This is a genomic window from Methylobacterium sp. 174MFSha1.1 (genome assembly GCF_900116815.1).
Lineage (GTDB): Bacteria > Pseudomonadota > Alphaproteobacteria > Rhizobiales > Beijerinckiaceae > Methylobacterium.
Genome location: NZ_FPCB01000028.1, coordinates 1 through 26,285, shown reverse-complemented (window position 1 = coordinate 26,285; position 26,285 = coordinate 1). Strand labels below are relative to the sequence as shown.

At 70.3% G+C, this 26,285-nt stretch carries 30 protein-coding genes; 16 read left to right on the top strand and 14 right to left on the bottom strand.

Annotated features, from left to right (window positions below):
- The first annotated feature begins 1 nt into the window (after position 1).
- Positions 2-190 (top strand): hypothetical protein, encoded by a 189-nt coding sequence (locus BM430_RS22950; RefSeq protein WP_143132105.1) that lies wholly within the window; start codon positions 2-4, stop codon positions 188-190.
- 209 nt (positions 191-399) lie between these two features.
- Here BM430_RS22950 and rpe read toward each other — a convergent pair whose 3' ends face one another.
- The 8 genes from rpe to BM430_RS22910 form a co-directional block, all read right to left on the bottom strand.
- Entirely contained in the window at positions 400-1,083 is a 684-nt protein-coding gene (gene rpe, locus BM430_RS22945; RefSeq protein ID WP_093569568.1) for a ribulose-phosphate 3-epimerase, read from the bottom strand.
- Positions 1,084-1,163: 80 nt separating this feature from the next.
- On the bottom strand, positions 1,164-1,442 hold the full coding sequence (gene infA, locus BM430_RS22940; RefSeq protein ID WP_048429304.1) for a translation initiation factor IF-1: 279 nt from the start codon (positions 1,440-1,442) through the stop codon (positions 1,164-1,166).
- A 255-nt stretch (positions 1,443-1,697) separates the two neighbouring features.
- Positions 1,698-2,825, bottom strand: coding sequence for a branched-chain amino acid ABC transporter substrate-binding protein (locus BM430_RS22935; protein ID WP_093569567.1), 1,128 nt, complete (start codon positions 2,823-2,825; stop codon positions 1,698-1,700).
- Positions 2,826-2,997: 172 nt separating this feature from the next.
- A complete protein-coding gene (locus BM430_RS22930) occupies positions 2,998-3,345 on the bottom strand; it encodes a DUF6867 family protein (RefSeq protein ID WP_093569566.1) in 348 nt (115 codons plus the stop codon).
- On the bottom strand, positions 3,345-4,127 hold the full coding sequence (locus BM430_RS22925) for an ABC transporter ATP-binding protein (RefSeq protein ID WP_093569565.1): 783 nt from the start codon (positions 4,125-4,127) through the stop codon (positions 3,345-3,347). Before BM430_RS22925 ends, BM430_RS22930 begins: the two co-directional genes overlap by 1 nt.
- Complete coding sequence (locus tag BM430_RS22920; RefSeq protein ID WP_093569564.1) at positions 4,124-4,984, bottom strand: ABC transporter ATP-binding protein; 861 nt, start codon at positions 4,982-4,984, stop codon at positions 4,124-4,126. Before BM430_RS22920 ends, BM430_RS22925 begins: the two co-directional genes overlap by 4 nt.
- The gene (livM, locus tag BM430_RS22915; protein WP_093569563.1) at positions 4,984-6,402 is read right to left on the bottom strand and encodes a high-affinity branched-chain amino acid ABC transporter permease LivM; all 1,419 of its coding nucleotides are present in this window, start codon (positions 6,400-6,402) and stop codon (positions 4,984-4,986) included. Before livM ends, BM430_RS22920 begins: the two co-directional genes overlap by 1 nt.
- Positions 6,402-7,322: a branched-chain amino acid ABC transporter permease gene (locus BM430_RS22910; RefSeq protein WP_093569562.1), complete on the bottom strand. Its 921-nt coding sequence runs from the start codon at positions 7,320-7,322 to the stop codon at positions 6,402-6,404. Before BM430_RS22910 ends, livM begins: the two co-directional genes overlap by 1 nt.
- A 229-nt stretch (positions 7,323-7,551) precedes the next feature.
- On the opposite strand from BM430_RS22910, the gene BM430_RS22905 reads away from it, so the two are divergent.
- From BM430_RS22905 to BM430_RS22860, 10 genes are all read left to right on the top strand, one after another.
- The gene (locus BM430_RS22905) at positions 7,552-8,031 is read left to right on the top strand and encodes an SRPBCC family protein (RefSeq protein ID WP_093569561.1); all 480 of its coding nucleotides are present in this window, start codon (positions 7,552-7,554) and stop codon (positions 8,029-8,031) included.
- Positions 8,032-8,273: 242 nt separating this feature from the next.
- Complete coding sequence (locus BM430_RS22900) at positions 8,274-8,768, top strand: (2Fe-2S)-binding protein (protein WP_093569560.1); 495 nt, start codon at positions 8,274-8,276, stop codon at positions 8,766-8,768.
- A gap of 296 nt (positions 8,769-9,064) precedes the next feature.
- Positions 9,065-11,434 (top strand): xanthine dehydrogenase family protein molybdopterin-binding subunit, encoded by a 2,370-nt coding sequence (locus tag BM430_RS22895; protein WP_093569559.1) that lies wholly within the window; start codon positions 9,065-9,067, stop codon positions 11,432-11,434.
- 19 nt (positions 11,435-11,453) lie between these two features.
- Positions 11,454-12,254, top strand: coding sequence for an FAD binding domain-containing protein (locus BM430_RS22890; protein WP_093569558.1), 801 nt, complete (start codon positions 11,454-11,456; stop codon positions 12,252-12,254).
- A 273-nt stretch (positions 12,255-12,527) separates the two neighbouring features.
- The gene (locus BM430_RS22885) at positions 12,528-13,430 is read left to right on the top strand and encodes an AAA family ATPase (protein ID WP_093569557.1); all 903 of its coding nucleotides are present in this window, start codon (positions 12,528-12,530) and stop codon (positions 13,428-13,430) included.
- Entirely contained in the window at positions 13,427-14,635 is a 1,209-nt protein-coding gene (locus tag BM430_RS22880) for a vWA domain-containing protein (protein ID WP_093569556.1), read from the top strand. The genes BM430_RS22885 and BM430_RS22880 overlap by 4 nt, the downstream gene beginning before the upstream one ends.
- A gap of 45 nt (positions 14,636-14,680) precedes the next feature.
- On the top strand, positions 14,681-15,004 hold the full coding sequence (locus tag BM430_RS22875) for an XdhC family protein (protein WP_093569555.1): 324 nt from the start codon (positions 14,681-14,683) through the stop codon (positions 15,002-15,004).
- Positions 15,001-15,699, top strand: coding sequence for an XdhC family protein (locus tag BM430_RS22870; RefSeq protein WP_093569554.1), 699 nt, complete (start codon positions 15,001-15,003; stop codon positions 15,697-15,699). The genes BM430_RS22875 and BM430_RS22870 overlap by 4 nt, the downstream gene beginning before the upstream one ends.
- A complete protein-coding gene (locus BM430_RS22865) occupies positions 15,696-16,730 on the top strand; it encodes a molybdopterin-binding domain-containing protein (RefSeq protein WP_093569553.1) in 1,035 nt (344 codons plus the stop codon). The genes BM430_RS22870 and BM430_RS22865 overlap by 4 nt, the downstream gene beginning before the upstream one ends.
- The gene (locus BM430_RS22860; RefSeq protein WP_093569552.1) at positions 16,720-17,316 is read left to right on the top strand and encodes a nucleotidyltransferase family protein; all 597 of its coding nucleotides are present in this window, start codon (positions 16,720-16,722) and stop codon (positions 17,314-17,316) included. Before BM430_RS22865 ends, BM430_RS22860 begins: the two co-directional genes overlap by 11 nt.
- Before the next feature lie 289 nt (positions 17,317-17,605).
- On the opposite strand, the gene BM430_RS22855 is transcribed toward BM430_RS22860, so the two are convergent.
- Together BM430_RS22855 and BM430_RS22850 are read right to left on the bottom strand one after the other, a co-directional pair.
- Positions 17,606-18,229 carry an exopolysaccharide biosynthesis protein gene (locus tag BM430_RS22855; protein ID WP_093569551.1) on the bottom strand — a complete coding sequence of 208 codons (624 nt, stop codon included), beginning with the start codon at positions 18,227-18,229 and terminating at the stop codon, positions 17,606-17,608.
- A 374-nt stretch (positions 18,230-18,603) separates the two neighbouring features.
- Positions 18,604-18,873 carry an usg protein gene (locus BM430_RS22850; RefSeq protein ID WP_093569550.1) on the bottom strand — a complete coding sequence of 90 codons (270 nt, stop codon included), beginning with the start codon at positions 18,871-18,873 and terminating at the stop codon, positions 18,604-18,606.
- 425 nt (positions 18,874-19,298) lie between these two features.
- Between BM430_RS22850 and bcsS the strand changes: the two genes are divergently transcribed.
- Positions 19,299-19,961: a cellulose biosynthesis protein BcsS gene (gene bcsS / locus BM430_RS22845; RefSeq protein ID WP_244539627.1), complete on the top strand. Its 663-nt coding sequence runs from the start codon at positions 19,299-19,301 to the stop codon at positions 19,959-19,961.
- 87 nt (positions 19,962-20,048) lie between these two features.
- Here bcsS and BM430_RS22840 read toward each other — a convergent pair whose 3' ends face one another.
- Entirely contained in the window at positions 20,049-21,572 is a 1,524-nt protein-coding gene (locus BM430_RS22840; protein ID WP_093569548.1) for a cryptochrome/photolyase family protein, read from the bottom strand.
- 196 nt (positions 21,573-21,768) lie between these two features.
- Here BM430_RS22840 and BM430_RS22835 point away from each other — a divergent pair, with 196 nt between their 5' ends.
- Both BM430_RS22835 and BM430_RS22830 read left to right on the top strand, forming a co-directional pair.
- Positions 21,769-22,635, top strand: a complete 867-nt coding sequence (locus BM430_RS22835; protein WP_093569547.1) for a methionyl-tRNA formyltransferase — start codon at positions 21,769-21,771, stop codon at positions 22,633-22,635.
- Between the two features lie 4 nt (positions 22,636-22,639).
- The gene (locus BM430_RS22830) at positions 22,640-22,825 is read left to right on the top strand and encodes a DUF2256 domain-containing protein (protein WP_093569546.1); all 186 of its coding nucleotides are present in this window, start codon (positions 22,640-22,642) and stop codon (positions 22,823-22,825) included.
- A 17-nt stretch (positions 22,826-22,842) separates the two neighbouring features.
- Here BM430_RS22830 and BM430_RS22825 read toward each other — a convergent pair whose 3' ends face one another.
- Genes BM430_RS22825 through BM430_RS34845 form a run of 3 tightly spaced genes read right to left on the bottom strand, consistent with a single transcriptional unit; the run spans position 22,843 to position 24,739 of the window.
- Positions 22,843-23,667, bottom strand: a complete 825-nt coding sequence (locus BM430_RS22825; protein WP_177303147.1) for a metal ABC transporter permease — start codon at positions 23,665-23,667, stop codon at positions 22,843-22,845.
- Between the two features lie 38 nt (positions 23,668-23,705).
- Positions 23,706-24,590 carry a zinc ABC transporter ATP-binding protein AztA gene (gene aztA, locus BM430_RS22820; RefSeq protein ID WP_093569544.1) on the bottom strand — a complete coding sequence of 295 codons (885 nt, stop codon included), beginning with the start codon at positions 24,588-24,590 and terminating at the stop codon, positions 23,706-23,708.
- Positions 24,587-24,739: a hypothetical protein gene (locus BM430_RS34845; RefSeq protein ID WP_177303142.1), complete on the bottom strand. Its 153-nt coding sequence runs from the start codon at positions 24,737-24,739 to the stop codon at positions 24,587-24,589. The genes aztA and BM430_RS34845 overlap by 4 nt, the downstream gene beginning before the upstream one ends.
- Positions 24,740-24,906: 167 nt before the next feature.
- Here BM430_RS34845 and BM430_RS22815 point away from each other — a divergent pair, with 167 nt between their 5' ends.
- Together BM430_RS22815 and BM430_RS22810 are read left to right on the top strand one after the other, a co-directional pair.
- On the top strand, positions 24,907-25,425 hold the full coding sequence (locus BM430_RS22815) for a Fur family transcriptional regulator (protein ID WP_093569543.1): 519 nt from the start codon (positions 24,907-24,909) through the stop codon (positions 25,423-25,425).
- 69 nt (positions 25,426-25,494) lie between these two features.
- Positions 25,495-26,261 (top strand): IS5 family transposase gene (locus tag BM430_RS22810; protein ID WP_093569542.1). Its coding sequence is split into 2 segments (ribosomal slippage): positions 25,495-25,843 and positions 25,843-26,261, totalling 768 coding nucleotides; the frame shifts between segments, so codons are not numbered across the junction.
- Positions 26,262-26,285 lie beyond the last annotated feature (24 nt).

Sequence of the window (26,285 nt, the reverse complement as noted above, 5' to 3'; positions counted from 1 at the left end):
CTTGACGACCTACGCCCTGGTTCTGGTGCCCTGCCTCGTCGGAGGCGCGGCGGCGCTCGGCGTGGTCGGCCTGCGCCGGTCGGCCGCCCGGCTCGACCGGCGGGCGGCGCGGATCGCCGCCGAGGCGGCACCGCCGCGCCATCCCCGCGAGTATCGCTCCCGGCCTGTCCGGCACGCCGTTGGGCGCTGACTCGACGCGAATTCCAACTCGCTACGTCATCCCGGGGCCGCGCAGCGGAACCCGGATTCCATAACCGCTGACGGTCCAGGACGAGGCGGAACGTTAGCTGCTACTGTCTCCGACGTCAGCGGTTATGGATCCCGGGTTCTCGCCTTCGGCGAGCCCCGGGATGACATGGAGATCAGACAAGCTCCGGCGTGCGAACAGGTGGGACCTCGTCACACCCACTGCCCCGCAGCGCCCTCCGCCACCCGACGGATCGCCGCGATATTATCGGCATAGGCCTCGCGCCCGCCCTTGAAGGTGGCCGAGCCTGCGACGAGGGCGTTCGCCCCCGCCCGCACCACCGCCGGCGCCGTCTCCGGCGTCACGCCGCCATCGACCTCGATATCGATGTCGCGGCCCGCGGTCATGGCGCGCACCCGCGACACCGTCTCGCAGACCGACCCGATGAAGCTCTGGCCGCCGAAGCCCGGATTGACGGTCATGCACAGGACGAGGTCGACCATGTCGAGCACCGGCTCGACCAGGCTCGCCGGCGAGCCCGGATTGATCGCCACGCCCGCCTTCTTCCCGAGCGCCCGGATGGTCTGGAGCGAGCGGTGCAGGTGCGGGCCGGCCTCGGCATGGACCGTGATGATGTCGGCGCCGGCTTCCGCGAAGGCCGCAAGGTAGGGATCGGCCGGCGCGATCATCAGGTGGACGTCGAACACGGCGCTCGTGTGCGGGCGCAGCGCCTTCACCACGACGGGGCCGAAGGTGAGGTTCGGCACGAAGTGGCCGTCCATCACGTCGATATGGACCCAGTCGGCCCCGGCCGCGACGACATCGCGGACTTCCTCGCCGAGCCGGGCGAAATCGGCCGACAGGATCGAGGGGGCGATCACCAGGGGACGGGTCATGGCAGAGCCTCTTTAAGACGCGCAAAAGGCCAGGGTTCTCACCCCAGCCCCGCGCAGACACAGGTCTTGTGGAGGACGGATCAGCGCCGGCGGAACTGGCTGCCGCCGCGGAACGGCGGGCGCGGGCCCGAGGAGCGCTCGTCCTTGTGACGGAACACCAGACGGCCCTTCTCCAGGTCGTAGGGCGACATCTCGACGGTGACCCGGTCGCCGGCCAGAGTCTTGATGCGGTTCTTCTTCATCTTGCCGGCCGTGTAGGCCACGATCTCGTGGCCCTGGTCGAGCTGCACGCGGTACCGTGCGTCCGGCAGGATCTCGAGCACGAGACCGTCGAACTGCATCAACTCTTCTTTCGCCATTCACACTCTCCACCCGGGTCGCCGTCGCGGTCGGCGCCGCCGGGAGCACATCTTCGGAATTCGATCGCGACGCGGCCGGCCGTACGGGTGCTCGGCCGAGATGCCGGGCGCGCTGATGGCCTTGTAACGCTCGCTGTGCATGTAAGGTGAGGCGAAGGGACGCGCAAGCCGCGCGTGTGACGCACGCACGGCTTCGTCAACGGAAAAAGGCCCGGCGCTCGGGGAACGCCGGGCCGGCCCGAAGGCTCGTGATCGTTACTGGGTCAGCTCGTTGCCGGTATAGTCGATCCGGCCGTCGCCGCCCTTCTTCCACATGTACATCACGTAGTCGGGACGGGTGATGTCACCCTTCTTGTCGTAGGAGATGTCGCCGATCACGGTCTTGAACGGCTTGCCCTCGGCCATGTAGGCCGCGACCTTCTTGCCGTCGGTCGACTTGGTGGCCTCCATCGCGGCCTTCAGGATCTGCACGGCGGCGTAAGAGTACAGGGTGTAGGCCTCCGGATCGATGTTGCGGGCCTTGAAGGCCGCGACCACGTCCTTGGCGTTGGGGTTCTTGCGGGCATCCGGCGAGAAGGTCATCAGCGTGCCGTCGGCGCCCGGACCGGCGATCTGGGCGAATTCCTTGTCGGTGATGCCGTCGCCGCTCATCAGCGGGGCGTTGAGGCCCTGGTCGCGCATCTGGCGCACGATCAGGCCGGCCTCGGTGTGCAGGCCGCCGTAATAGACCACGTCGGCCTTGGCCTGCTTCAGCTTCGAGACGAGCGCCGAATAATCCTTCTCGCCGGGGTTGATGCCCTCGAACAGCACGTCCTTGCCGCCCTTGGACTTCAAGGTCTTCAGGGTCTCGTCGGCGAGGCCGCGGCCGTAGGGCGTCTTGTCGTGCACGAAGGCGATGTTCTTGCCCTTGAACTTGTCCGCCAGCCAGGTGCCGGCGACCGCGCCCTGCTGGTCGTCGCGGCCGCAGGTGCGGAAGGTGTTCCACAGCTTGCGGTCGGTGTATTTCGGGTTGGTCGAGGCCGGGGTGATCTCGACGATGCCGGATTCGGCGTAGACGTCGGAGGCCGGGATCGAGACGCCCGAGTTGAAGTGGCCGACCACGGCCTTCACGCCCTCGGCGGCGAACTTGTTCGCGACCGAGACGCCCTGCTTGGGATCCGAGGCGTCGTCGCCGATGACCAGGACGATCTTCTGGCCGTTGATGCCGCCGGCCTTGTTGATGTCGGTCACGGCCTGCTCGGCGCCGTTCTTGAGCTGGGCGCCGAAGGCGGCGTTGGCACCGGTGATCGGGCCGGCCACGCCGAGCTTGATCTGGGCCTGCGCCGATCCGGCCCAGGCAAGGCCGGCCGCGAGGGCGAAGCCGGCCAGTAGCGTGCGCTTCATCTCTGTACTCCTCTGGGATCGACGGGACATGTCGGGCTCGCGGGCCCTTTCGGCCGGGAGACCGGGGCCGGAAGACCGGGGCATGGGGACCCCGGATGGGTGCACCGGGGCTGAAAAGACCCCGGATCGGTGGCGGCCCTCGCTCCGGAGGGCGCGGGGCAGGGGCGGGCGGTTAAGCCTTCGCCCGCCAGGTGAGCGGGCCGCTGCGCTCGTAGAGCCAGCGGTACTGGGTCGTCATCTGCCGCGCGCGGGTGGCGCGGTAGCCGGCCGAGCCGATGACGAGCAGCACGATCGTGTCGACGACGTAGTAGTGCGGCGACAGGAAGCTGCCCTCGAACAGGGCGTGGTGGATGAAGCGCACGGCGATGCCGAGCAGCAGGAGCGAGACGATCGCCTGCCAGTACGGCTTCCAGCCGAGCGCGATGCCGCGCCCGATCATCCAGGCCATCCAGCCGCCCATCACCACCGTGACGAGCAGGAAGAGCCAGATCGTGCTCTCCTCGTAGAGGATCCCCTGCATCAGTGCCGTCCTCCCTCGAGATAGGCGGCCTTCACCGACGGGTCGTCGAGGAGCTGCTTGCCGGTGCCCGACATCGTGATCGTCCCCGTCACCATGACGTAGCCGCGATGCGCGAGCTTGAGGGCGTGGTAGGCGTTCTGCTCGACGAGGAACACCGTCATGCCGTCGCGCTCGTTGAGCTCCTTGATGGCGGAGAAGATCTGCTTGACGATGAGCGGGGCGAGACCCAGCGACGGCTCGTCGAGCATCAGGAGCCGCGGCCGGCTCATCAGGGCGCGGGCGATCGCCAGCATCTGCTGCTCGCCGCCCGACATCGTGCCGCCGCGCTGGTAGAGCCGCTCCTTGAGCCGCGGGAACATCACGCAGACCCGCTCCAGGTCCTGCTCGAAATGGGCGCCGCCATTGACCTGCGCCCCCATCTGCAGGTTCTCGTAGACGGTCATCCGCGGAAAGATCCGCCGCCCTTCCGGCGACTGCGCCAGGTTGAGGCGGGCGATCTCGTGGGTCGGCATCCTGGTGATGTCCCGGCCCGCATAGGTGATGGTGCCCTCGCGCGCCCGGGGGCTGCCGAAGATCGTCATCATCAGGGTCGACTTGCCGGCGCCGTTGGCGCCGATCAGCGTGACGATCTCGCCCTCGTTGACGTCGAGGTCGACCCCCTTGAGCGCGATGATGTTGCCGTAATAGGTCTTCACCCCACGGACGGTGAGGAGCGGGGCCCGCGCGCCGGCTTCCCGGGCGCGGGTCTCGTCGACCAGGACGTTGATGCCGGCGACGCTCATACCCCCACCTCCGCCTCGACCTGCTCCACCTCGTCGTCCTCGACCCCGAGATAGGCGGCGATCACGCTCTGGTCGCTCTGGATCTCCGCCGGCGTGCCGTCGGCGATCTTGGTGCCGTAATCGAGCACCACGACGTGGTCGGAGATCTCCATCACCACCGACATGTCGTGCTCGATCAGCAGCACCGAGGTGTCGTGGTCGTCGCGAATCGCCCGCAGCAGGTCGTTGAGCAGCAATGATTCCCGCGGGTTGAGGCCGGCGGCCGGCTCGTCGAGGCAGAGCAGGACCGGATCGGTGCACATGGCGCGGGCGATCTCGAGCCGGCGCTGGTCGCCATAGGGCAGGGCGCCGGCCGGATCGTCGGCGCGGTGCATCAGGTGGATGCGCTCCAGCCACTCCTTCGCCTTCTCCACCGCGGCCTTCTCGGCCCGCCGGTATGCCGGCAGGCCGAGCAGCCCGGCGATGGTGAAGCCGGAGGCCAGCATCAGCGGGTTGTGCTGGGCCACCAGCAGGTTCTCCAGCACGGTCATGCCGGTGAACAGGCGGATGTTCTGGAACGTGCGGGCGACCCGGGCGTTCCGGTTCACCGCGTAGCCGGGGAGCTGCTCCAGCAGGAACTCCGCGCCGTCGCGGTGGCGCAGGGTCATCATGCCTTCGGTCGGCTTGTAGAAGCCGGTGATGCAGTTGAAGACCGTGGTCTTGCCGGCGCCGTTCGGGCCGATCAGCGCCGTGATGTCGCCGCGGCCGACCCGGAACGACAGGTCGTTGACGGCGACGAGGCCGCCGAAGCGCATGGTGACGTGGTCGACCGCGAGGACCGGGTCGGCCATGCGGGGGGAGGCGAGCGTCTCGGCCATCAGCCGTGGCCCTCCTTCACGAGCGAGCCCGAGATGCGCTTGCGCTCCTTCAGCACGATCGAGGGGGCGCGCTCCGAGATCAGGCCGCGGGGGCGCCAGATCATCATGATCACCATGGCGAGGCCGAACAGCAGCAGGCGGTACTCGCTCGGATCGAAGTGGTCGCCGAACACCGCCTTGAGGAAGCCGAGGTTGCGCAGGAGCTCAGGCCCGCCCACCATCGCGACCGCCGCGATGGCGACGCCGATCTGCGAGCCCATGCCGCCGAGCACCACGATCGCCAGGATGATCGCGCTCTCGAGGAAGTTGAAGCTCTCCGGGCTGACGAAGCCCTGGCGCACGGCGAAGAACGACCCGGCGAACCCGCCGAACATCGCGCCGAGCGCGAAGGCCGTCAGCTTGGTGTTGGTGGTGTTGATGCCGAGCGAGCGGCAGGCGATCTCGTCCTCGCGCAGGGCCTCCCAGGCCCGGCCGATCGGCAGGCGCCGCAGGCGCAGGGTCACGCCGTTGGTGATCAGCGCCAGGGCCAGGATCAGGTAGTAGAGGAAGATCACCCGGTGCATCGGGCTGAAGTCGAGCCCGAACTTCGCCGCGAACCCGTCCTCGTCCGCCGTGAACGGAACGCCGAAGAAGGTGGCGCGCGGGATCGACGAGATGCCGGCGGCTCCCCCTGAGAAGTCGGTCCAGTTGATCAGCACCAGCCGGATGATCTCGCCGAAGGCGAGGGTCACGATGGCGAGGTAGTCGCCGCGAAGCCGCAGGACGGGGAAGCCCAGCATCATGCCCCACAGGCCCGCGAACAGGCCGGCGAGCGGCAGGCAGACCCAGAACGACAGGCCGAACACCGTCGAGAGCAGGGCGTAGGAATAGGCGCCGACCGCGTAGAAGGCGACGTAGCCGAGATCGAGGAGGCCCGCGAGGCCGACCACGATGTTGAGGCCCCAGCCCAGCATCACGTAGGTGAGGATCAGGATGCCGAGGTCGATCCAGTAGCGCGACTCGCCGAGGCCCCCGGTGCCGAGCACCACCAGGAGGGGAAAGGCGAGGGTCACGCCCAGGAAGGCCGGCAGGGCGTAGGACGAGATCGTCTGCGAGGCGTTCGGCGTCGCGTCGACCGCCTCCGTCGCCTGGGTCGGCGCGGGGCTGAGCGCCCGGCGGGCGTCGCGGTTGGCGAGGACCAGCCGTTGCGCGAGCCGCGCGACGAACACGATGCCGCACAGGATCGCCACGAGGCCCCAGCGCGGCACGAGGTCGAGGGCCGAGGTCTGGCTGAGATCGGTGCGGAAGGCGACGATCGGCACGCAGAGGCCGAGGGTGACGAGCGCGAACAGCGCCGCGTCCTTGACGATCGCCGCCATGTCGGTGGCGGCGCGGTCGGCGGCGGGTGTCGCCGCCAGGGTGGTGGGCGGGTTCGCCATCAGACCTTCTCGACCTCGGGCCGGCCGAGGATGCCGGACGGCATGAAGATGAGCACGATGGCGAGGATCGAGAACGCCGCCACGTCCTTGTACTCGATGGAGAAATACGCCGACCAGAAGGTCTCGACGAGGCCGATGAGGAGGCCGCCGAGCACCGCGCCGGGCAGGCTGCCGATGCCGCCGAGCACCGCCGCCGTGAAGGCCTTGACGCCGGGGGTGAAGCCGTCGGCGAAGGACACGACGCCGTAATAGAGGAGGTACATCGTGCCGGCGACCGCGGCGAGCGCCGCACCGAGCACGAAGGTCAGCGAGATGGTGCGGTCGACGTCGATGCCGAGAAGCGCGGCCATCTTGCGGTCCTGCTCGCAGGCGCGCTGGGCGCGGCCGAGCGGCGTCTTCTGCACCAGGTACCAGAACCCGGCGAGCAGCACGACCGTGGTCAGCATGATGATGATCTGCTTGTAGGAGAGCGCCACCGCGTAACCGTTATCGCCGGTCCACAGCGTGATCACGTCGCGCATCATCGGCGGCGTCGGCTTGTTGCGGGCGCCCTGCACCACCTGGACGAAATTCGACAGGAAGATCGAGACGCCGATCGCCGAGATCAGCGGCGCGAGGCGGAACGAGCCGCGCAGCGGCCGGTAGGCGATGCGCTCGATCGACCAGCCCCACAGGGCGGTGAGCACCATCGCGCAGATCAGCACGATGAGGAGCGCCAGCGCGATCGACGAGATGCCGAGCCAGGTCGTGACGATCAGGAAGGTGATCAGCGCGATGAAGGCCGAGAGCATGAACACGTCGCCATGGGCGAAGTTGATCATGCCGATGATGCCGAACACCATCGTGTAGCCGATGGCGATGAGGCCGTAGATCGACCCCAGCGTCAGCCCGTTGATGAGCTGCTGCGCGAAGACCTCCATGCGGTCACGTTCTCCGTTCGCGGGCGGTTCGAGCCCGTGCCTCCCTGGCCGCGCCCCGTCGTCCGGGTGTCACGGCCGTCCCTTGGCGTGAGGCTTAGCAAGCACCGCACCACTCGACAATCCGGCGTTGCCGGTCGGGTGTGCGAAAGGCCGGCTGGCCCCGACGCCACGGCTCCGCTACCGTTCCGGCGAAGCCCGTTTGACCACAACGATTGGGGGGAGCGCCGCCATGGCGATGACGATGACCGGCGAGGTGCTGCTGCCGGCCGACCAGCAGACCGTGTGGGAGAAGCTGAACGACCCGGAGGTGCTCAAGCGCTGCATACCGGGCTGCGAGACCCTCGAGAAGGTTGGGGACAACGAGCTGCAGGCCTCGGCGAAGATCGCGGTCGGCCCCGTGAAGGCGACCTTCAAGGGCAAGGTGACCCTGACCGACATCGACCCGCCGAACGGCTACCGCATCACCGGCGAGGGCCAGGGCGGCGTGGCCGGCTTCGCCAAGGGCGGGGCGGTGGTGCGGCTGGAGCCAGCGGAAGGTGGCCAGACCAAGATGACCTACGATGTCGAGGCCAGCGTCGGCGGCAAGATCGCCCAGCTCGGCGGCCGCCTGATCAACGGCGTCGCCAAGAAGTACGCCGACAATTTCTTCGACACGTTCGCCAAGGAGGTCCAGGGCGGCGCGGTCGCCGGCGAGACCTCCGCGGCCTGATCCCGTTTTCGATCGCCCGCGATCAACTTGTTGCGAGGCGAACGGGCAGGATGCCGCGAATCGGCGGAAAACGGCCGGTTTGCGCGCCAAAAAGCCGAGACGCGGCGCCTTGACCGGCGCTTCCGGCCGGTTGACACTCGAATTCGAGCGATTCCAGAGAGGCACGGCCGGCCCGGCCACCACGAGCGACAGGGTCCGACAGACAGGACCCGCGGGCTTTCGGCCAGAGGAGGACGTCACCCATGAGCGCTGTCAGCCTGACGGTGAACGGCAAGGCCGTGACCGCCGACATCGATCCGCGCACGCTGCTGGTGCAGTACCTGCGCGACAACCTTCGTCTCACCGGCACCCATGTCGGCTGCGACACCTCGCAGTGCGGCGCCTGCGTCGTCCATCTCGACGGCGAGGCGATCAAGGCCTGCACCGTTCTGGCGGTGCAGTGCGACGGTCGCTCCGTCACCACCATCGAGGGCCTGGCGTCGGGCGGCGAGCTGCACCCGATGCAGGCGGCCTTCCGCGAGCATCACGGCCTCCAGTGCGGCTACTGCACCCCCGGCATGATCATGACTGCGGTGGATCTGGTGCGCCGGAAGGGCAACGCGCTCGACGAGCAAACCATCCGGCACGAGCTCGAGGGCAATATCTGCCGCTGCACCGGCTACCACAACATCGTGAAGGCCATCGCGGCGGGCGCCGAGACCATGGCGGGCGAGCCGCACAAGGTCGCGGCGGAGTAGCACCACCCTGAACCCTCCCCCCTCTGCGGGGGAGGGTGCCCCACGGAGTGGGGCGGGAGAGGGGACGCTGCTTCCGGAGAAATCGCGCGCTCGATGAAGGGCGGAACCTGGATCAGCGTCGCGCTGCCCCTCTCCCGGCTCACTCCGTTCGCCACCCTCCCCCGCAGAGGGGGGAGGGTTGGGCGTCGCGCCCTACGAAAAATGTCCGCGCCATCCGGACCAACAAGAAACGCCGCGAGAGACCGAGGCCGGCCTCGATGCCGGCCCGCAAGGCCAGATCCGGGAGAGACACGCCCATGACCGCCACGGGTATCGGCGCCTCGGTGCGCCGCAAGGAAGATCAGCGCTTCATCACCGGCAAGGGCCGCTACGTCGACGACTACAACCGTCCGGGCCAGGCCTACGCCTACTTCCTGCGCTCGCCCCACGCCCACGCCGAGATCCGCGGCATCGACACGGCGGCGGCCGCCGCGATGCCGGGCGTGGTCGGGATCCTGACCGGCGCGGACCTCGCCGCCGACAAGGTCGGCGGGCTGATCTGCGGCTGGATGATCCATTCCAAGGACGGCACGCCGATGAAGGCCGGGGCGCATCCGGCGCTCGCCCAGGGCAAGGTGCGCTACGTCGGCGACCACGTCGCGGTCGTCATCGCCGAGACCCTGGCCCAGGCCAAGGACGCCGCCGAGGCGATCTCGGTCGATTACGACGTGCTCCCGGCGGTGGTGGAGACCGCGAAGGCCGCGGGCGCCGGCACGGTGGTGCACGACGTCGCCCCCGACAACACCGTCTTCAACTGGCATCTCGGCAACCAGGCCGACGTCGAGGCGGCCTTCGCCCGCGCGGCGCACGTGACGAAGCTCGACATCGTCAACAACCGGCTGGTGCCGAACCCGATCGAGCCCCGCGCCGCCGTCGGCGAGTACGACGAGGCCGAGGAGGCCTTCACCCTCTACACGACGAGCCAGAACCCGCACGTCGCCCGCCTCGTGCTCTCGGCCTTCATCGGCATCGCGCCGGAGAACAAGCTCCGGGTGGTGGCGCCCGACGTCGGCGGCGGCTTCGGCTCGAAGATCTTCATCTACGCCGAGGAGACCGTCTGCGTCTGGGCGGCGAAGAAGGTCGGCCGGCCGGTGAAGTGGACCAGCGACCGCACCGAGGCGTTCCTGTGCGACGCCCACGGCCGCGACCACGTCACCCACGCCGAACTCGCGATGGACGAGGGCGGGAAAATTCTGGCGCTCAAGGTCCACACCACCGCCAATCTCGGCGCCTACCTGTCGACCTTCTCGTCATCGGTGCCGACCTACCTCTACGCGCCGCTGCTGTCGGGCCAGTACAACATCCCGGCGATCTACTGCGAGGTCGACGGCGTCTATACCAACACCGCGCCGGTCGACGCCTATCGCGGGGCCGGGCGGCCGGAGGCGACGTTCGTCATCGAGCGGCTGGTCGAGGTCGCGGCGCGCGAGCTGAACCAGGAGCCGGCGAAGTTCCGGCGCAAGAACTACGTCAAGAGCTTCCCGCACCAGACGCCCGTCATCATGATGTATGACGGCGGCGATTACTCCGCCTCGCTCGACAAGGCGCTGGAGATCGCCGACCACAAGGGCTTTCCCCGCCGCCGGCGCGAGAGCGCCCGCAACGGCAAGCTGCGGGGCATTGGCTTCTCGTCCTATATCGAGGCCTGCGGCATCGCGCCCTCGCAGGCGGTGGGGTCGCTCGGCGCCGGCGTGGGCCTGTGGGAATCGGCTGAGGTGCGGGTGAACCCGACCGGGTCGATCGAGGTGCTGACCGGCTCGCACAGCCATGGCCAGGGCCACGAGACCACCTTCGCCCAGCTCGTCTCCGACCGGCTCGGCGTGCCGATCGAGAGCGTCACCATCGTGCACGGCGACACCGACAAGGTGCAGTTCGGTATGGGCACCTACGGCTCGCGCTCCGGCGCGGTCGGCATGTCGGCCATCGCCAAGGCGATCGACAAGGTGGTGGCGAAGGGCCGCAAGGTCGCGGCCTACGCGATGGAGGCCGGCGAGGACGACATCGAGTTCAAGGACGGCCGCTTCTCGGTCGCCGGCACCGACAAGTCGCTGGCTTTCGGCGAGGTGGCGTTGCAAGCCTATGTCGCCCACAAGTTCAGCGGCGCCCAGCTCGAGCCCGGCCTGAAGGAGGGGGCGTTCTACGATCCCACCAACTTCACCTTCCCGGCCGGCATGCATATCTGCGAGCTCGAGGTCGATCCCGACACCGGTGTCGTCACCATCGAGAAGTTCACGGCGGTCGACGATTTCGGCAACGTCATCAACCCGATGATCGTCGAGGGCCAGGTCCATGGCGGCATCGCGCAGGGCGTCGGCCAGGCCCTGTTCGAGGGCGCGCTGTACGATGCGGACGGCCAGCTCGTCACCGCGAGCTTCATGGATTACCGCATGCCCCGTGCGGCCGACCTGCCGTCGTTCGAGGTCGGCATGACGGTGACGCCGTGCCCGTCGAACCCGCTCGGCATCAAGGGCTGCGGCGAGGCCGGGGCCATCGCGGCGCCGGCCGCCGTGATGAACGCGCTCACCGACGCGCTGGGCCACGAAAACATCGCGATGCCGGCCACGCCCTTGGCGGTGTGGCGGGCCGCGCAGGCGAGCCCCCACCTGCGCCCGGAAGCCGCGGAATAAGATCTGTCTGGAGAGCATCATGTACGCTTTCGCCTACCACCAGCCGACCAGCCTCAAGGAGGCCGTGAGCCTGCTTTCCGGCGAGGACGCCAAGCTCGTCGCCGGCGGCCACACCCTGATCCCGACGATGAAGCAGCGCCTCGCCGCCCCCGGCACGCTGATCGACCTCGGCAAGGTGCCGGATCTCGTCGGCATCGAGCGCAGCCCGCGCTCGATCACCATCGGCGCCATGACCACCCACGGCGCGGTCGCCGAGTCGAACGACGTGAAGGAGGCGATTCCCGCCCTCGCCGAGCTGGCCGCGCTGATCGGCGACCCGGCGGTGCGCCACCGCGGCACGATCGGCGGCTCGGTCGCCAACAACGATCCCGCCGCAGACTACCCGGCGGCCTGCCTGGCGCTCGGCGCTACGATCAGCACCAACAAGCGCAAGCTCACGGCGGAGGAGTTCTTCACCGGCCTGTTCGAGACCGCTCTGGAGGAGGGCGAGATCGTCACCGGCGTCTCGTTCCCGATCCCCCACAAGGCGGCCTACGAGAAATTCCGCAACCCGGCCTCGCGCTACGCCCTCGTCGGCGTGTTCGTCGCCAAGCGCCCGAGCGACATCCGCGTCACGGTGACCGGCTCCGGGTCCAACGGGGTGTTCCGCTGGACCGAGGCCGAGGAGGCATTGGGCAAGCGCTTCGCCGCGAAGTCATTGGAGGGGATGTCGCCGTCGGCGAGCGGGCTCAACAGCGACATCCACGCCGATGCGGCCTACCGCGCCCACCTGATCGGCGTGATGGCGCGCCGCGCGGTGCAGAAGGCGGCGGACCGGTAGGGCGCGACGTGTCTCGTGAACCCTCTCCCCTTCGCGGGGGAGGGTGCCCCACGGAGTGGGGCGGGAGAGGGGACCGCGACGCCGATCCAGGTGGCGCCCTTCACAACGGTTCAGTGATTTCCGGTAGCGGCGTCCCCTCTCCCGGCCTGCACCGCAGGCCACCCTCCCCCGCAGAGGGGGGAGGGGATGGAACGGCGCGGCCGCGCTCTAATATTCCCATCTGAGTATTTCGGCGGAAAGCCGACCGCCCTCGCGAGAAGCAGCCCCCGCCGAATGAATCTCCCCACCTCCATCGACGCCACCCAGGCGCTGCTCTCCTCCGCCGGCTACGTCGCCGACCGGGCGCTCTCCACCGTCGTCTTCCTGTCGCTCAAGCTGAAGCGCCCGCTCTTCCTCGAAGGCGAGGCCGGGGTCGGCAAGACCGAGATCGCCAAGGTTCTGGCAAAATCCCTCGGGCGGCCGCTGATCCGGCTGCAATGCTACGAGGGGCTCGACGTCGCCGCCGCGGTCTACGAGTGGAACTATGCCGGCCAGATGATGGCGATCCGCCTCGCCGAGGCCGGCGGCGCCGTCGACCGCGAGCGGCTCGAATCCGAGCTCTTCTCCGAGCGCTACCTGATCCGCCGGCCGCTGCTCCAGGCGCTGGAGCCGGGCGAGGGCGGGGCGCCGGTGCTGCTGATCGACGAGCTCGATCGCACCGACGAGGCCTTCGAGGCCTTCCTGCTCGAGGTGCTGTCCGACTTCCAGGTGACGATCCCGGAGCTCGGCACCGTGCGCGCGCCCGAGCCGCCGCTGGTGATCCTGACCTCGAACCGCACCCGCGAGATCCACGACGCGCTCAAGCGCCGCTGCCTCTACCACTGGGTCGATTACCCGGACGCGGAGCGCGAGCTGCAGATCCTGCGCACCCGCCTGCCGGACGCCCCCGAGGCCCTGTCGCGCCAGGTCGTCGGCTTCGTGCAGGCGATCCGCAAGGAGGACCTGTTCAAGGCGCCCGGCGTCGCCGAGACCCTGGACTGGGCCACGGCGCTGGTCGAGCTCGACGCCATCGCCCTCGATCCGACCCTCGTCATCGACACGCTCGGCGTGCTGCTGAAGTACCAGGACGACATCCAGGCGATGCAGGGCGGGCGCGCCAAGGCGCTGCTCGACGAGGTGAGATCCTCCGGCGGATGAGCGACGCTCCCGCGGGCACCGGCCGGCTCCCCGACAACATCGCGTACTTCGCGCGGGCGCTCCGCGCCGCCGGCGTGCCGGTCGGGCCCGGCGACGTGATCGACGCCGTCGAGGCGGTGGAGGCCGCCGCCATCGGCAGCCGCGAGGACTTTTACTGGACGCTGCACGCCGTGCTGGTGCGCCGGCGCGAGCACTCGGCCCTGTTCGCCGAGGCCTTCCGGCTGTTCTGGCGCCGGCGCGACCTCATCGAGAAGATGATCGCCCAGATGTCACCGGTCGCCCCCGACAAGGCGCCGCCCAAACCCCCGAATGCTGGGGCTCTGCGGGTGCAGGAGGCGCTGTCGCCGAAGACCGAGCGGCCGAAGCCGAAAATCACCGAAGAAGACCTCACCACCGTGACCCTCTCGGTGTCGCAGGCCGAGGTGCTGAAGGGCAAGGACTTCGCCCAGATGAGCGCCGACGAGGTCGCGCAGGCCCGCCGCCTCATCGGCTCCCTGAGGCTGCCCGACGACGCGACCCGGACCCGGCGGTTCGAGGCGCGCCCGCGCGGGCGCATCGATCCGCGCCGCAGCTTCCAGCGCACGGTGCGGGCGGGAGGGGCCATCGACCTCGCCTTCCGGGCGCCGCGGGAGCGGCCGCCGCCGATCGTCGCCTTGTGCGACATCTCCGGCTCGATGGCCGAGTATTCGCGGCTGTTCCTGCACTTCCTGCACGCGCTCTCCGAGCAGCGCAGGGTGCACAGCTTCGTCTTCGCGACCCGGCTCACCAACATCACCCGCGAACTGACCCGCCGCGACCCCGATGAGGCGCTCGCCCGCGCCAGCGCCCGAGCGCAGGACTGGGAGGGCGGCACCCGCATCGCCGAGGCGCTGCACCTGTTCAACCGGCACTGGTCGCGCCGGGTGCTCGGCGGCGGCGCCGTGGTGCTGCTGTTCACCGACGGGCTCGAACGCGAGGTGACGCCGGAGCTGACCCACGAGATGGACCGCCTGCGGCGCTCGTGCCGGCGCCTCGTCTGGCTCAACCCCCTGCTGCGCTTCGACGGGTTCTCGGCCCGCGCCAGCGGCATCCGGGCGATGCTGCCTCATGTCGACGATTTCCGGCCGATCCACAGCCTGTCGGCGATGGCCGACCTCTGCCGCGCGCTCGGCGCGCACCAGCCGCGCGGCCGCGCGCCGAAGGCGTGGTTGCGCGACGCGAGCTAGATCCTAACTTCTTGTCGGGGCCCAGCCGTCCCGGAGATTCGTTCCATGCTGTCGACAGACACCGACATCCTCGCCACCGCCGAATCCTGGCGCGAGGCCGGCCGCGGCGTGGCGCTCGCCACCGTGATCGAGACCTGGGGCTCGGCCCCGCGACCGGTCGGCAGCCACCTCATCATCGACGAGGAGGGGAACTTCCTCGGCTCGGTCTCGGGCGGCTGCGTCGAGGGCGCGGTCATCGCCGAGGCCGCCGACGTGATCGAGGACGGCAAGCCGCGGGTGCTCGAATTCGGCGTCGCCGACGAGACCGCCTGGCGGGTCGGCCTGTCCTGCGGCGGGCGCATCCGCGTGCTGGTCGAGCCGGTCGCGTGAGGCTCGACATCCTGCGGGAGATGAACCGGGAGCGCGCCGCCCGCCGCGCCGTCATCCTGGTCACCGACACCGCCGACGGCACCCAGCGCCTGGTGCGCGAGGCCGACGCCGAGGCCGATCCGCTGGCCTCCGAGCTGTCGGCGCGGTTCCGCTCGGGCAAGAGCGGGATCGTCGAGGCCGAGGGCCGCTCGCTGTTCCTCACCGTCCAGGTGCCGCCGCCGCGCCTCGTGGTGATCGGCGCGGTCCATATCAGCCAGGCGCTCGCCCCGATGGCGCGTCTGACCGAACTCGACGTGACCATCATCGACCCGCGCACCGCCTTCGCGACGCCGGAGCGGTTTCCGGACGTCACCCTGCTGGCGCTCTGGCCGGATGATGCGCTGGCGCAATTGCCGCCCCTCGATCGCTACACGGCGGTCGCCGCGCTGACCCACGACCCGAAGATCGACGATCCCGCCCTCGTCGCGGCGCTCAAGGCCGAGTGCTTCTATGTCGGGGCGCTCGGCTCGCGGAAGACCCATGGCCGGCGCGTCGAGCGCCTCACCGCTTCGGGCCTGAGCGAGGCGCAGATCGGCCGCATCGCCGCGCCGATCGGCCTCGATATCGGCGCCGTCAGCCCGGCCGAGATCGCCGTTTCGGTGCTGGCGCAGGTGATCGCGGCGTTGCGCCAGGACCGGCGCTGGGCGCCCGCATGAGGTTCGGCCCGGTTCCGATCGGAGAGGCCGCCGGGCTGATCGCCGCCCACTCGGTCCGCGCCGGCGAGGCGGTGGTGAAGAAGGGCCGCCCGATCGGCGCCGAGGACGCGGCCCGGCTCGCCGCGGCCGGCATCGCCGAGGTGGTGGCGGTGGCCCTCGAACCGGGCGATGTCGGCGAGGACGCGGCGGCCGAAACGCTGGCCGCCGCGGTGGCGGGCCCGGGTGTCACGGTCGAGCCGCCCTTCACCGGCCGGTCGAACCTGCACGCGGCGCAAGGAGGCCTGCTCGTCCTCGACGAGGCGGTCATCGCCGGCGTCAACCGCGTCGACGAGGCGGTGACCCTCGCGACCCTGGTGCCGTTCAAGCCGGTCGTGCCCGGCGAGATGGTCGCCACCGTCAAGATCATTCCCTATGCGGTGCCGGGGGCGGTGCTCGACCGGGCCCTCGCCGCGGCCGCGCCGGCGATCCGGATCGCGCCCTACCGCCTGAGCCGGGTGGCGGCGATCTCGACCCTGCTGCCCGGCCTCAAATCCAGCGTCGTCGACAAGACCCTGCGCACGCTGGAGGCTCGCCTCGGCCCCTCCGGTGGGCGGATCGTCGGCGAGGCGCGGGTGCCGCACGAGGCCGGCGCCGTGGCGCGGGCCCTGCGCGACGCGATCGAGCGGGACGGCGCGGAACTGGCGGTGGTGTTCGGCGCCTCGGCGATCGCCGACCGGCGCGACGTGGTCCCGGCCGGGATCGAGGCCGCCGGCGGCGTGGTCGACCATCTTGGCATGCCGGTCGATCCCGGCAACCTGCTGCTGCTCGGACGCCTGCGCCAGGACACGCGGCATGCGGTGCCGGTGATCGGCGCCCCGGGCTGCGCCCGCTCGCCGAAGGAGAACGGCTTCGACTGGGTGCTGCAGCGCCTTCTCGCCGGCCTGCCCGTCACCCGCGACGACATCGTCGGGTTCGGGGTCGGCGGGCTGCTGATGGAGATTGTGTCGCGGCCCCAGCCCCGGGACGGCGGGGAGAGTGCGGATGAGGCCTGATCCCATCGGTACGGTGCTGCTCGCCGCCGGCCGCGGCACCCGCTTCGGCGCCAGCCCGAAGCTCCTGAGCCGCCTCGACGGCAAGCCGCTGGTGCGCCACGCGGCCGAAGCCGCGGTGGCGGCGGATCTCGGGCCGGTGGTGGCGGTGCTCGGCCATGCCGGGGCGGATGTCCGCGCGGCGCTCGCCGGGCTGCCGCTGACGCTGGTCGAGAATCCCGCTTACGCCGAGGGCCTGTCGACCTCGCTGCGCGCCGGGCTCGGCGCCCTGCCGGAGACCGTGCCGGCATCGCTCGTTCTGCTGGGCGACATGCCGCGGGTCGGGCCCGGCCTGCTGGTGCGGCTCGCCGCGGCGTTCCGCGGGGCGCCGGTCGCGCCCTCGGCCGTGGTGCCGGTGCAGGGCGGGCATCGCGGCAACCCGGTGCTGCTCAACCGCCGGCTCCTCGCGGAGGGCCTCGCCGGCCTCACCGGCGACCGCGGCGCCGGGCCGCTGCTGGCGCGGCGCGACGACGTGCTCGAATTGCCGGTGGACGATCCGGGCGTGCTGGTGGACGTGGACACGCCGGCGGCCCTGGCGGGGCTGTCCTGAGCCGTTGGTCAGAACCGCCATCGAGGTTGCGTTGAGAGCCCGTTCGATTGGCCTCTGTCGATTTTTATACCCGCAGAGTCATTCCGGGGCCGCGCAGCGGAGCCCGGAATCCAGAGCCGCAGGTTCTAGAGAATAAAGCGGTAAGTGGTCCGCTCTGTTCTGTACCATCTGTGGTTCTGGGTGTGCCTGCGGCACTCCGGGCTCCGCTGCGTGGCCCCGGAATGACGCGATGGATGTCAACGATGGCGATGAGACCGAGCAGGCTCGCAAGCAGCGAGCCGTACCATTCTCACGCCCCCGCCGCCGCAGCCCCCAGGTTCAGCAGCCCCATCACGGCGGTGAACACCGCGTAGACGAAGCCGAGGTTCAGCAGCACGCCGAGCACCCCGATCCCGAGACCGGCCGCCACGACGACGCCGTCGCGCTCAACGAGGCCGAGGCCGACGAGGGTGACCGCGAGGCCGAGCGGGATCTGGCCGACGAGCGGGGCGGCGACGATCAGCACCAGCGACAGCGCCAGGATGAGCAGCCCCATGGCGCGCATGCCGATGTCGTTCTCGAACACCCGCAGCCGCGGCCGCGACCAGCGCTCCAGGCGGCGCAGGAGGGGCACCGCGCGGGAGACGGCCCGCTGCAGGTCGGAGCGGGCGATCGAGCGGCCGAGCAGCGCGCGCGGCAGCCACGGCGCCGACATGCCGGCGGCGATCTGCGCCGCCACCAGGGCGAGGAGGAGGCCGCAGATCAGCGGGATCGGCGGCGGCATCGGCAGGCAGTTCGGCAGGCCGAGCAGCACGACGAGGAGGGCGAAGGCCCGGTCGCGCAGGACCGCCACGATGTCGCCGACGGTCAGCCGCTCGGTCTCCTGGGCGGCGAGGACGGTCAGGACCTCGGAAGTGCGGGCGAATTGCGTCACGGGGCTCTGGCCGTCCGGTGCCGGGGAGGCGCCCCCTTGCGGGGTCGCGGCACCCTCGAAAGCGGGGGCGACGCTCGCCGGCGGGGTCGCGGCGCCCCGGGCCGGGGTCGCCCGGCCCCCTCTAGCCCACTCCGCCGCCCGGGCCAACCCGCGCGCATGGGTGGTGCCCGCGCCGAGATCGGCGCGGACGGGCCCGGCGGCGGGAAGGGGGCCGAGCCGCCGTCGAAGCGGCCCGGCCGCGAAGAGGAAGCGCCTGTGCATGGTTCACCGACGTGAGCGCCGCGCTGCTCGACAGCGCGGCCGTGACGGGCCTCTCACACGGCCAACCGGGCAATCGTAGGGCAGAGCCCTCGAAAAATGGCGGGCGCCCGGAGTCAGTGCAGCGTGAGCACACCGTTCACGGCACGGAACTCCGCCGGCTTGATCAGCTGCGAATGGGCCACCCGGACCGAGTGCAGCGGTCCTTCCAGCTCGCGCTTCCAGAAATCCAGGAAGCCGGTGAGCACGGGGAAGCGCGGGGCGAGGTCGTAATCCTGCCAGACATAGGTCTGCAGCACGCCGGGATGGTCGGGGATGCGGTAGAGGATATGAGCCGTGGTCAGGCCGTATCCCTCGATCTGCTGCCGAAACTCCTTGGAGACCATGACACCTCCTGCCGGGTTGGAGATCCTTCGCGGGTGCGTAGCGCTTTGCCGGCCAAGGGTCCGATGATGCGGTTAACCAATGGTTACGCTCAAGCACAAACAGCGTCTAATGCGTTGATTTTTCAGGCAATAGCAGCCTACGCCGGCGAGTGCTGACAGTCGCGGAGACTCATCGCGCCGGCTCCCGCCCTGGCGGCAGTCCGATGCGGCTCCGCCCGGATCGCCGGATGCCCAACCGACGCGGCCGATCGCCTATGGCGTAGTCATAGCACTGGCTTGACGCTGCGTTTCATGGAAAAGATATTTCCATGAACGCAACGTCAGGCCCGGATCCCGTGCCCCTTTTCCCGGCTCGATTCGTCCTACTCTGTGCAGCCACCAGCCTGGCCTGCCTGGATGTCGCGTCGGCCGACGAGCGGGACGACGTGCGGACGGTCCTGTTCGGCAGCCTGGATGCCGGCCGTTCGACCTTCGTCAGCGCCGGGGCCAAGGTTGCGCCGGGCGGGATCGCCCGGGACGGCGCCGTGACCCTCACGACCCTCGGCTACGGCATACGGCCGGAGCGGGACTGGTGGGGCGATCCGCGGGCGAAGAACGGGAGCGCGCCGCCGCGCACCCTGCGCCATACCGTGCAGGCCGGGGCCCTGGCCGGGTGGCAATGGGTGCGCGGCTGGGGCGTCGCGGCCCTGTTCGCCGGACCGGAACTCGCCTTCGAGGTGCTGGACAGCCCCGGCACGCGGCGGCTGCCGGCGCCGCGCCTCGGCGTGCGGGTGCAGGGAGAGCTGTGGGCCCGGCCGAGCGAGGCGACGCTCGTCACCGCGACGCTGATCGGCGGGACGGCGCGCTGGAGCGCCTGGGGCCGCGTGTCGTGGGGCATCCGGTTCCCGGACCTGACCGCGGCTTATCTCGGGCCGGAGGCCGCGCTCTATGCCGACCGCACCGGCTACCGGAAATGGAGCCTCGGCCTCCACGCCACCGATGTCGCGGTGGCACGGGTGAGCCTTCGCGTCTCGGCCGGCTGGGTCTACGAGGAGCAGATCCGGCGCCCCGACCTGTACGGCACGCTCACCGCCTGGCTACCCCTCTGACACGGGTGCGGGAGGCTTCCTTCCGGATCCTGTGTCGCAAGCCCGCGCGGTGAAGCCGTAGGGTCCACACGCTTGAGCGAAGCCGACTCATGTGAGCGCATCGAGGAAGCGGGCGGCATCCGCCACGATCGTGTCGCGGCGCGCCGGCGCCATCGTGTCGAGGGTGCGGTAGGGCATGGCGAGGCGCGGGTTGCCGCGCAGGGTGTCCGCGTTCCCGATCAGGAAATTCCAGTACAGGTAGTTGAACGGGCAGGCGGTCTCGCCGGTCTTCGCCTTCACGTCGTAGGCGCAGCCGCGGCAATAATCCGACATCCGGTCGATATAGGCGCCGGACGAGGCGTAGGGCTTCGAGCCGAGGAGCCCGCCATCGGCCCAGAGCGCCATGCCGTGGACGTTGGGCAGTTCGACCCACTCGTAGGCGTCGGCGTAGACGACGAGGAACCACTCCTCGACCTGGCGCGGCGCGAGGCCGGCGATGAGCGCGAAGTTGCCCAGCACCATCAGGCGCTGGATGTGGTGGGCATGCGCGTGGGCCTTCGTGTCGCGGACGCATTCGGCGAGGCAGGCCATGGCGGTCTCGCCCGACCAGTAGAACCACGGCAGGTCGCGGGTGGCGCCGAGCGCGTTGGTCTCGGGGTAGTCCGGCATCCGCGCCCAGTAGAGGCCGCGCACGTATTCGCGCCAGCCGAGGATCTGGCGGATGAAGCCCTCGACTGCGTTGAGGGGGGCCGCGCCCTCGCGCCAGCGGCCTTCCGCCGCCCGGCACACCTCCTCGGTGTCGAGGAGGCCGAGATTGAGGGCCGGGGCGATCAGCCCGTGATAGAGGAACGGCGTGCCGGACCGCATCGCGTCCTGGTAGTCGCCGAACCAGGGTAGGCAATCGTCGAGGAAGTGGCGCAGGGCCTCGAGCGCCTCGGCGCGGGTCACCGGCCAGGCGAAGCCGTCGAGGTCGCCGAAATGGTCGGGGAAACGGCGGGCGACGAGGTCCATCACCTCCCGCGTCACTGCGTCGGGCGCGAAGCGCCGGCGCTCCGGCACGGCGTGGCTCGCGGGCAGGCGGCGGCGGTTGTCGTGGTCGAAGTTCCACTGCCCGCCCACCGGCTCGCGGCCCTCCATCAGGAAGCCGGTGCGCCGGCGCATGGCGCGGTAGAAGTTCTCCATCCGCAAGCTCCCGCGCCCCTCCGCCCAGCGGGCGAAGACCGGGCGCGGGCACAGGAAGCGGGTGTCGTCCCGGATCTCGACCGGGAGCCCGAACCGCTCCTCCCACTCGAGCATCATCGCCTCGACCCGCCACTCGCCGGGCTCGGTCACGACGATCCGGTCGGGCCGGTGGCGCGCGATCGCCCGGGCGAGCTCGCCGGTGAACGATCCGGCATTGTGGGGATCGTAGAGGGCGACGTAGTCGACCGCGACGCCGCGCTCCCGCAACTCGGCGGCGAAGTGGCGCATCGCGGAAAAAACCAGCACCAGCTTCTGCTTGTGGTGGCGCACATAGGTCGCCTCCTCGGCGACCTCGACCATCAGAACCGTGTCGGCGCCGGGATCGAGGTCGGTAAGGGTGGCGAGCCGCGGATGGAGCTGGTCGCCGAGGACGAGGCGCAGCGTGCGCATGCGCGATCAGCGTCCCGCGCCGGCATGCGAAACGTTGATTAACACTCGCGCCATTGCGGCTCCCCTCCGGCTGACCATAACCCTAGCTAGAGCGATCGGAGGCCCTGGCGCGTGCGTTGTGCCGGGCCGAACCGACGCAGGGGCGGACGGGTTGAGGTCCGCTCGCCGGGAATGGGCGGGTCTGAGGAGTCGCGTCGTGAAATTCGCCTTCGCGGGAATCGATTTCCTGGGCGGTGTCTTCGAGGCCCTGGTCGCGGCGGGCTGGCAGCCGATCAAGCTGTTCTCCCGCCCCTGCGACGGGATCTACGACCAGAACGAGACGGTGGTGGCGCTGGCCCGGCGGCACCGGGTGCCGATCCAGCTCTCGCGCATCCGCGTCGCCGACATCGAGGCGCTCTCGGCCGAGCACGGGCGGGACTGGGCGCTGGTGGTGGCGGGCTATCCGTGGCTCGTCACCGGCTGGCCGGGCCGGGTACGCTACGCCCTCAACATCCATCCCTCGCCGCTTCCCGACGGGCGCGGGCCCTACCCGCTGTTCCGCGCCGTCCTCGATTCCTACGAGAGCTGGGGCGTGACCGCCCACGTCCTCGCCGAGGAGGGGTTCGACACCGGCGACATCCTGGCGCAGGACATCTTTCCGATCTCCGGCGCGGAGACGCACGAGACCCTGCTCGCCCGCTGCCAGATGGCGGCGGCGCGGCTCGCCCGCGGACCGATCGCCCGCGACCTGCCCGCCCTGTGGCGCAAGGCCGAGCCGCAGGGCGACGGCGCCTACTGGCCGCGGGTGACCGATCTCGACCGCACCCTCGACTTCCGCCAGTCGGTCGCGGCGATCCTGCGCCGGGTCCGGGCCTTCGGGTCGATCGAGACCCTGGCGCGGGTCAACGACAACCGCATCTTCGTGCAGGAGGCGCACGGCTGGACGGAGGCCCACCGCCACGCCCCCGGCGCGGTGGTGCACGCCTATCGCCGCCAGATCCTGGTGGCGGCCCGGGACGGCTACGTGCAGATCACCCGGTGGAGCACCATCCCGCTCGCCGACGCGGGCAAGACGGGGCGCTGACGCGATGCCGAAGATGCGCCGCAAGGGCGACCTGCCGCAGAAGACCTGCGCCCAGTGCGGGCGGCCCTTCGCCTGGCGCAAGAAGTGGGAGCGGGTCTGGGACGAGGTGCGCTACTGCTCGGATGCCTGCCGGCGGGCGGCGCACCGGGGCGAGCCGGCGCGGTCGCCCGACTCGCACCCGTCCCGGTAGCCACGCTTCCCGGCCGCTTAGGCTTCGAGGTGGCGGGCCGGGATCAGCCGCCAGACCAGCCCGCCGCGGGGCCCGAGCAGCATCGAGGCCACGTAGAGGGTACCGGCGGCGAGCACGATCGCTGGCCCGGTCGGCAGGCTGGCATAGTACGAGACCAGGAGCCCCGCCACGCTCGCGACGAGCGCCAGGATGACCGCCGCCGGCATCAGGCCGCTGAGGTCGAGGGCCCAGAACCGGGCGGTGATCGCCGGCAGCAGCATCAGCCCGACGGCGAGCAGGGTGCCGAGCGCCGCGAAGCCGCCGACGAGGTTGAGCACCACCAGGGCCAGGAAGGCGTAGTGCACCGGCCCGCTCGCCCGGCCGACCGAGCGCAGGAACAGCGGATCGACGCATTCCATCACCAGCGGCCGGTAGGCGACGGCGAGGCCCGCGAGCGTCACGGTGGCGATGCCGCCGAGCAGCACCAGGGCGTCGTCGTCCAGCGCCAGCACCGTGCCGAACAGGATGTGCAGGAGGTCGATCGACGAGCCCCGGGCCGAGATCAGCAGCACGCCCGCGGCGAGCGAGATCAGGTAGAACGCCGCCAGGCTGGCATCCTCGCGCAAAACCGTCGAGCGGGCGATGAGACCCGACAGGAGCGCCACCGCGAGCCCGGCGACGAGGCCGCCGAGCGTCATCGCCGGCAGCGACAGCCCGGCCCAGAGGAAGCCGACCGCCGCGCCCGGCAGGATGGCGTGGCTCATCGCCTCGCTCATCAGGCTCATGCGGCGCAAGGTGAGGAAGACGCCGACCGGGGCGGCGCCGACCGACAGGGCGACGCAGCCGGCGAGCGCCCGGCGCATGAACGAGAACTCGACGAAGGGCGCCGTCAGGAAGTCGATCACGCGGCGTGCCCGTGGGTGTGGTCGTGATGCGCGTGGTCGCGCGGCCCGTGGTCGTGCGGCTGCTGGTCGTGATTTGCAGGATCGTGGGGCGGATGGTCGTGGGACTGGTGATCGTGCTTGGCCGCGGCGCGGCACACCGGCGCGTCCTCGTCCCAGGCCTCGCAAAGCCGGCGGGCGCGGCGCAGGTTGTCGGCGGTCAGCACCTCGTGCGTCGCGCCCCAGGCCACCGCCCCGCGGGCGAGGAGCAGGGTCGAGGGGAAGTGGCGGGCGACCTGGTCGAGGTCGTGCAGCACCGCCACCACGGTACGACCTTCCGCGTGCCAGCCGTGGACCAGCCCCAGGAGCTCGTCGGTGGTGCGCGCGTCGATCGCCGCGAAAGGCTCGTCGAGCAGGATCACCCGGGCGTCCTGGAGCAGGACGCGGGCGAACAGGGCGCGACGCAGCTGACCGCCCGAGAGCGTGCCGATCGGCCGGCGCTCGAAGCCGGTAAGCCCCACCGCCGCGAGTGCCGCGGCGACGGCGGCCCGGTGCGGCTTCAGGGCGCGCCACGGCCCGACCCGGCGCCAGAGCCCCATCGCCACGAGGTCGAACACGCCGATCGGAAAGGCCCGGTCGATCTCGGCGGCCTGGGGCAGGTAGGCGATGTCCTGCCGCGCCAGCCCCGCGCGGGCGACCTCGCCCTCCAGCGGCGCGATCTCGCCCATGATGCCCTTGAGCAGGGTCGATTTGCCGGCGCCGTTCGGCCCGATTACCGCGGTGAGCGACCCGGGGAGGATCGTGCCGTCGAGGTGGTGGACCGCCGGATGGCGGGCATAGCCGAGGGTGAGGCCGCGAAAGGACAAGGCGCCGCCGGGCGCGGGAGGCTTGAGCGGTGCCGTCACGCCATGGCCCAGCCGATCAGGGCCCACAGGGCCGAGGCCAGGAGGCCGGCCACGGCGAGGCGCGGCCCGACGCCAACCCGCAGCAGGGAAAACGGCGCGGCCTGCGGGCGCGGAGCGGACCCGGCTCGCGGGGCGTGAGAATGCGGCATCGGCGAATCGTTCGCTCGGGTCCGGCTCGCGCCCTTACGCGGGCGGGCGCACGGACCCCATATGAGGGGCGGCCGGCTGCTGCCCCGACGCGGATCGTTACACTGTAACAGGCAGGGCCTGTCAACCGCCGCCGGGTTGGGGTAGGACGGCGCCGGGAGGGTGGCGGATGGACGAGCACGGAACCTGCGGGCCTCATGGTCATGCCCACGGACAGGAGGCGCACGGCCCCGCCCGGACGGCCGACCTCGTCGCGCGGGCCGAGCGGCTGGCACAGGATCTCGGCCTCCAATTCACGACGCTCCGCCGCCGCACCCTGGAGGTCGTGGCCGAGGAGGGGCGCCCGCTCGGCGCCTACGACATCGCCGAGCGCCTGAGCGCCCCGGGCAAGCGCGTCGCCGCGGTCTCGGTCTACCGCGCCCTCGACTTCCTGACCGAGCACGGCCTCGTCCACCGCATCGCCAGCCGCAACGCCTTCGTCCCCTGCGAGCACGGCCACGGCGCCGGCGAGAGCGCGGTCTTCCTGATCTGCCGCAGTTGCGGCAGCGTCGACGAGACGATCTCGGCCGAGATTGAGCGCAGCTTGGATCGGACCCTGGCCCAGGCGGGGTTCAAGCCGGCGAGCCGGATCGTCGAGATCGAAGGGGAATGCGGGGCGTGCCAGGGGCAACGAGATATTAGGCTGTAGTGAGGAATTAATGAACACCAGCCTGGCGCAAGGTTGCGGTTGCTGATTGTGGCCGGAGGAGTTCCAGCCATGTCGCAAGATCCCGATGCCCTGACCGACGAGCAATGGGAGCGCCTGAAGGTGCTGGTTCCTGGCGGCCGGAAAGGAACACGCGGACGCCGCGCCGACAATCGGCGTTTTCTTGATGCGCTGCTCTGGATGGCCCGGTCGGGTGGCCGCTGGAAGGATCTTCCGGAGCGGCTTGGCAAACCCGACACGGTCAAGCGGCGCTATTACGACTGGATTGCCCGTGGTGTCTTGGACGAGATGCTGGATGTCCTGGCCCAGGAGGCTGATCTGGACTGGCTGATGCTGGACGCGACGATTGTGCGAGCGCACAGTCAGGCTGCGGGAGCGCGCAAGATTAAAGGGGGGCGGATGCCCAGGGCTTGGGTCGGTCACGCGGTGGTCTGACGACGAAGATCCATACGGCCACGGATGGTCTTGGCTTGCCTGTCCGGCTGATGGGCGGCCCTGGCCAGGAACACGACGTGACACGCGGTTGTGCGTTGCTTGACGGCTTCGAGCCTGGATCCGTGATCGCCGACAAAGGTTATGATGCGGACCGCTTGGTTGAGGTCGTGAGTGCGAGCGGCGCGACGGCGGTAATCCCACCGCGCCGCAACCGCAAAGTCGCACGTGAATTTGATCGCGATGTGTACAAGGAGCGCAACCAGATCGAGCGCTTCTTCAACAAGCTGAAGCAATTTCGGCGGGTGGCCACGCGCTATGACAAATTGCTTGCCAACTACATGGGCTTCGTCAAGCTCGCGGCCATCGCCATCTGGCTCAGATAGTTAATTCCTCACTACGGCCTAGAT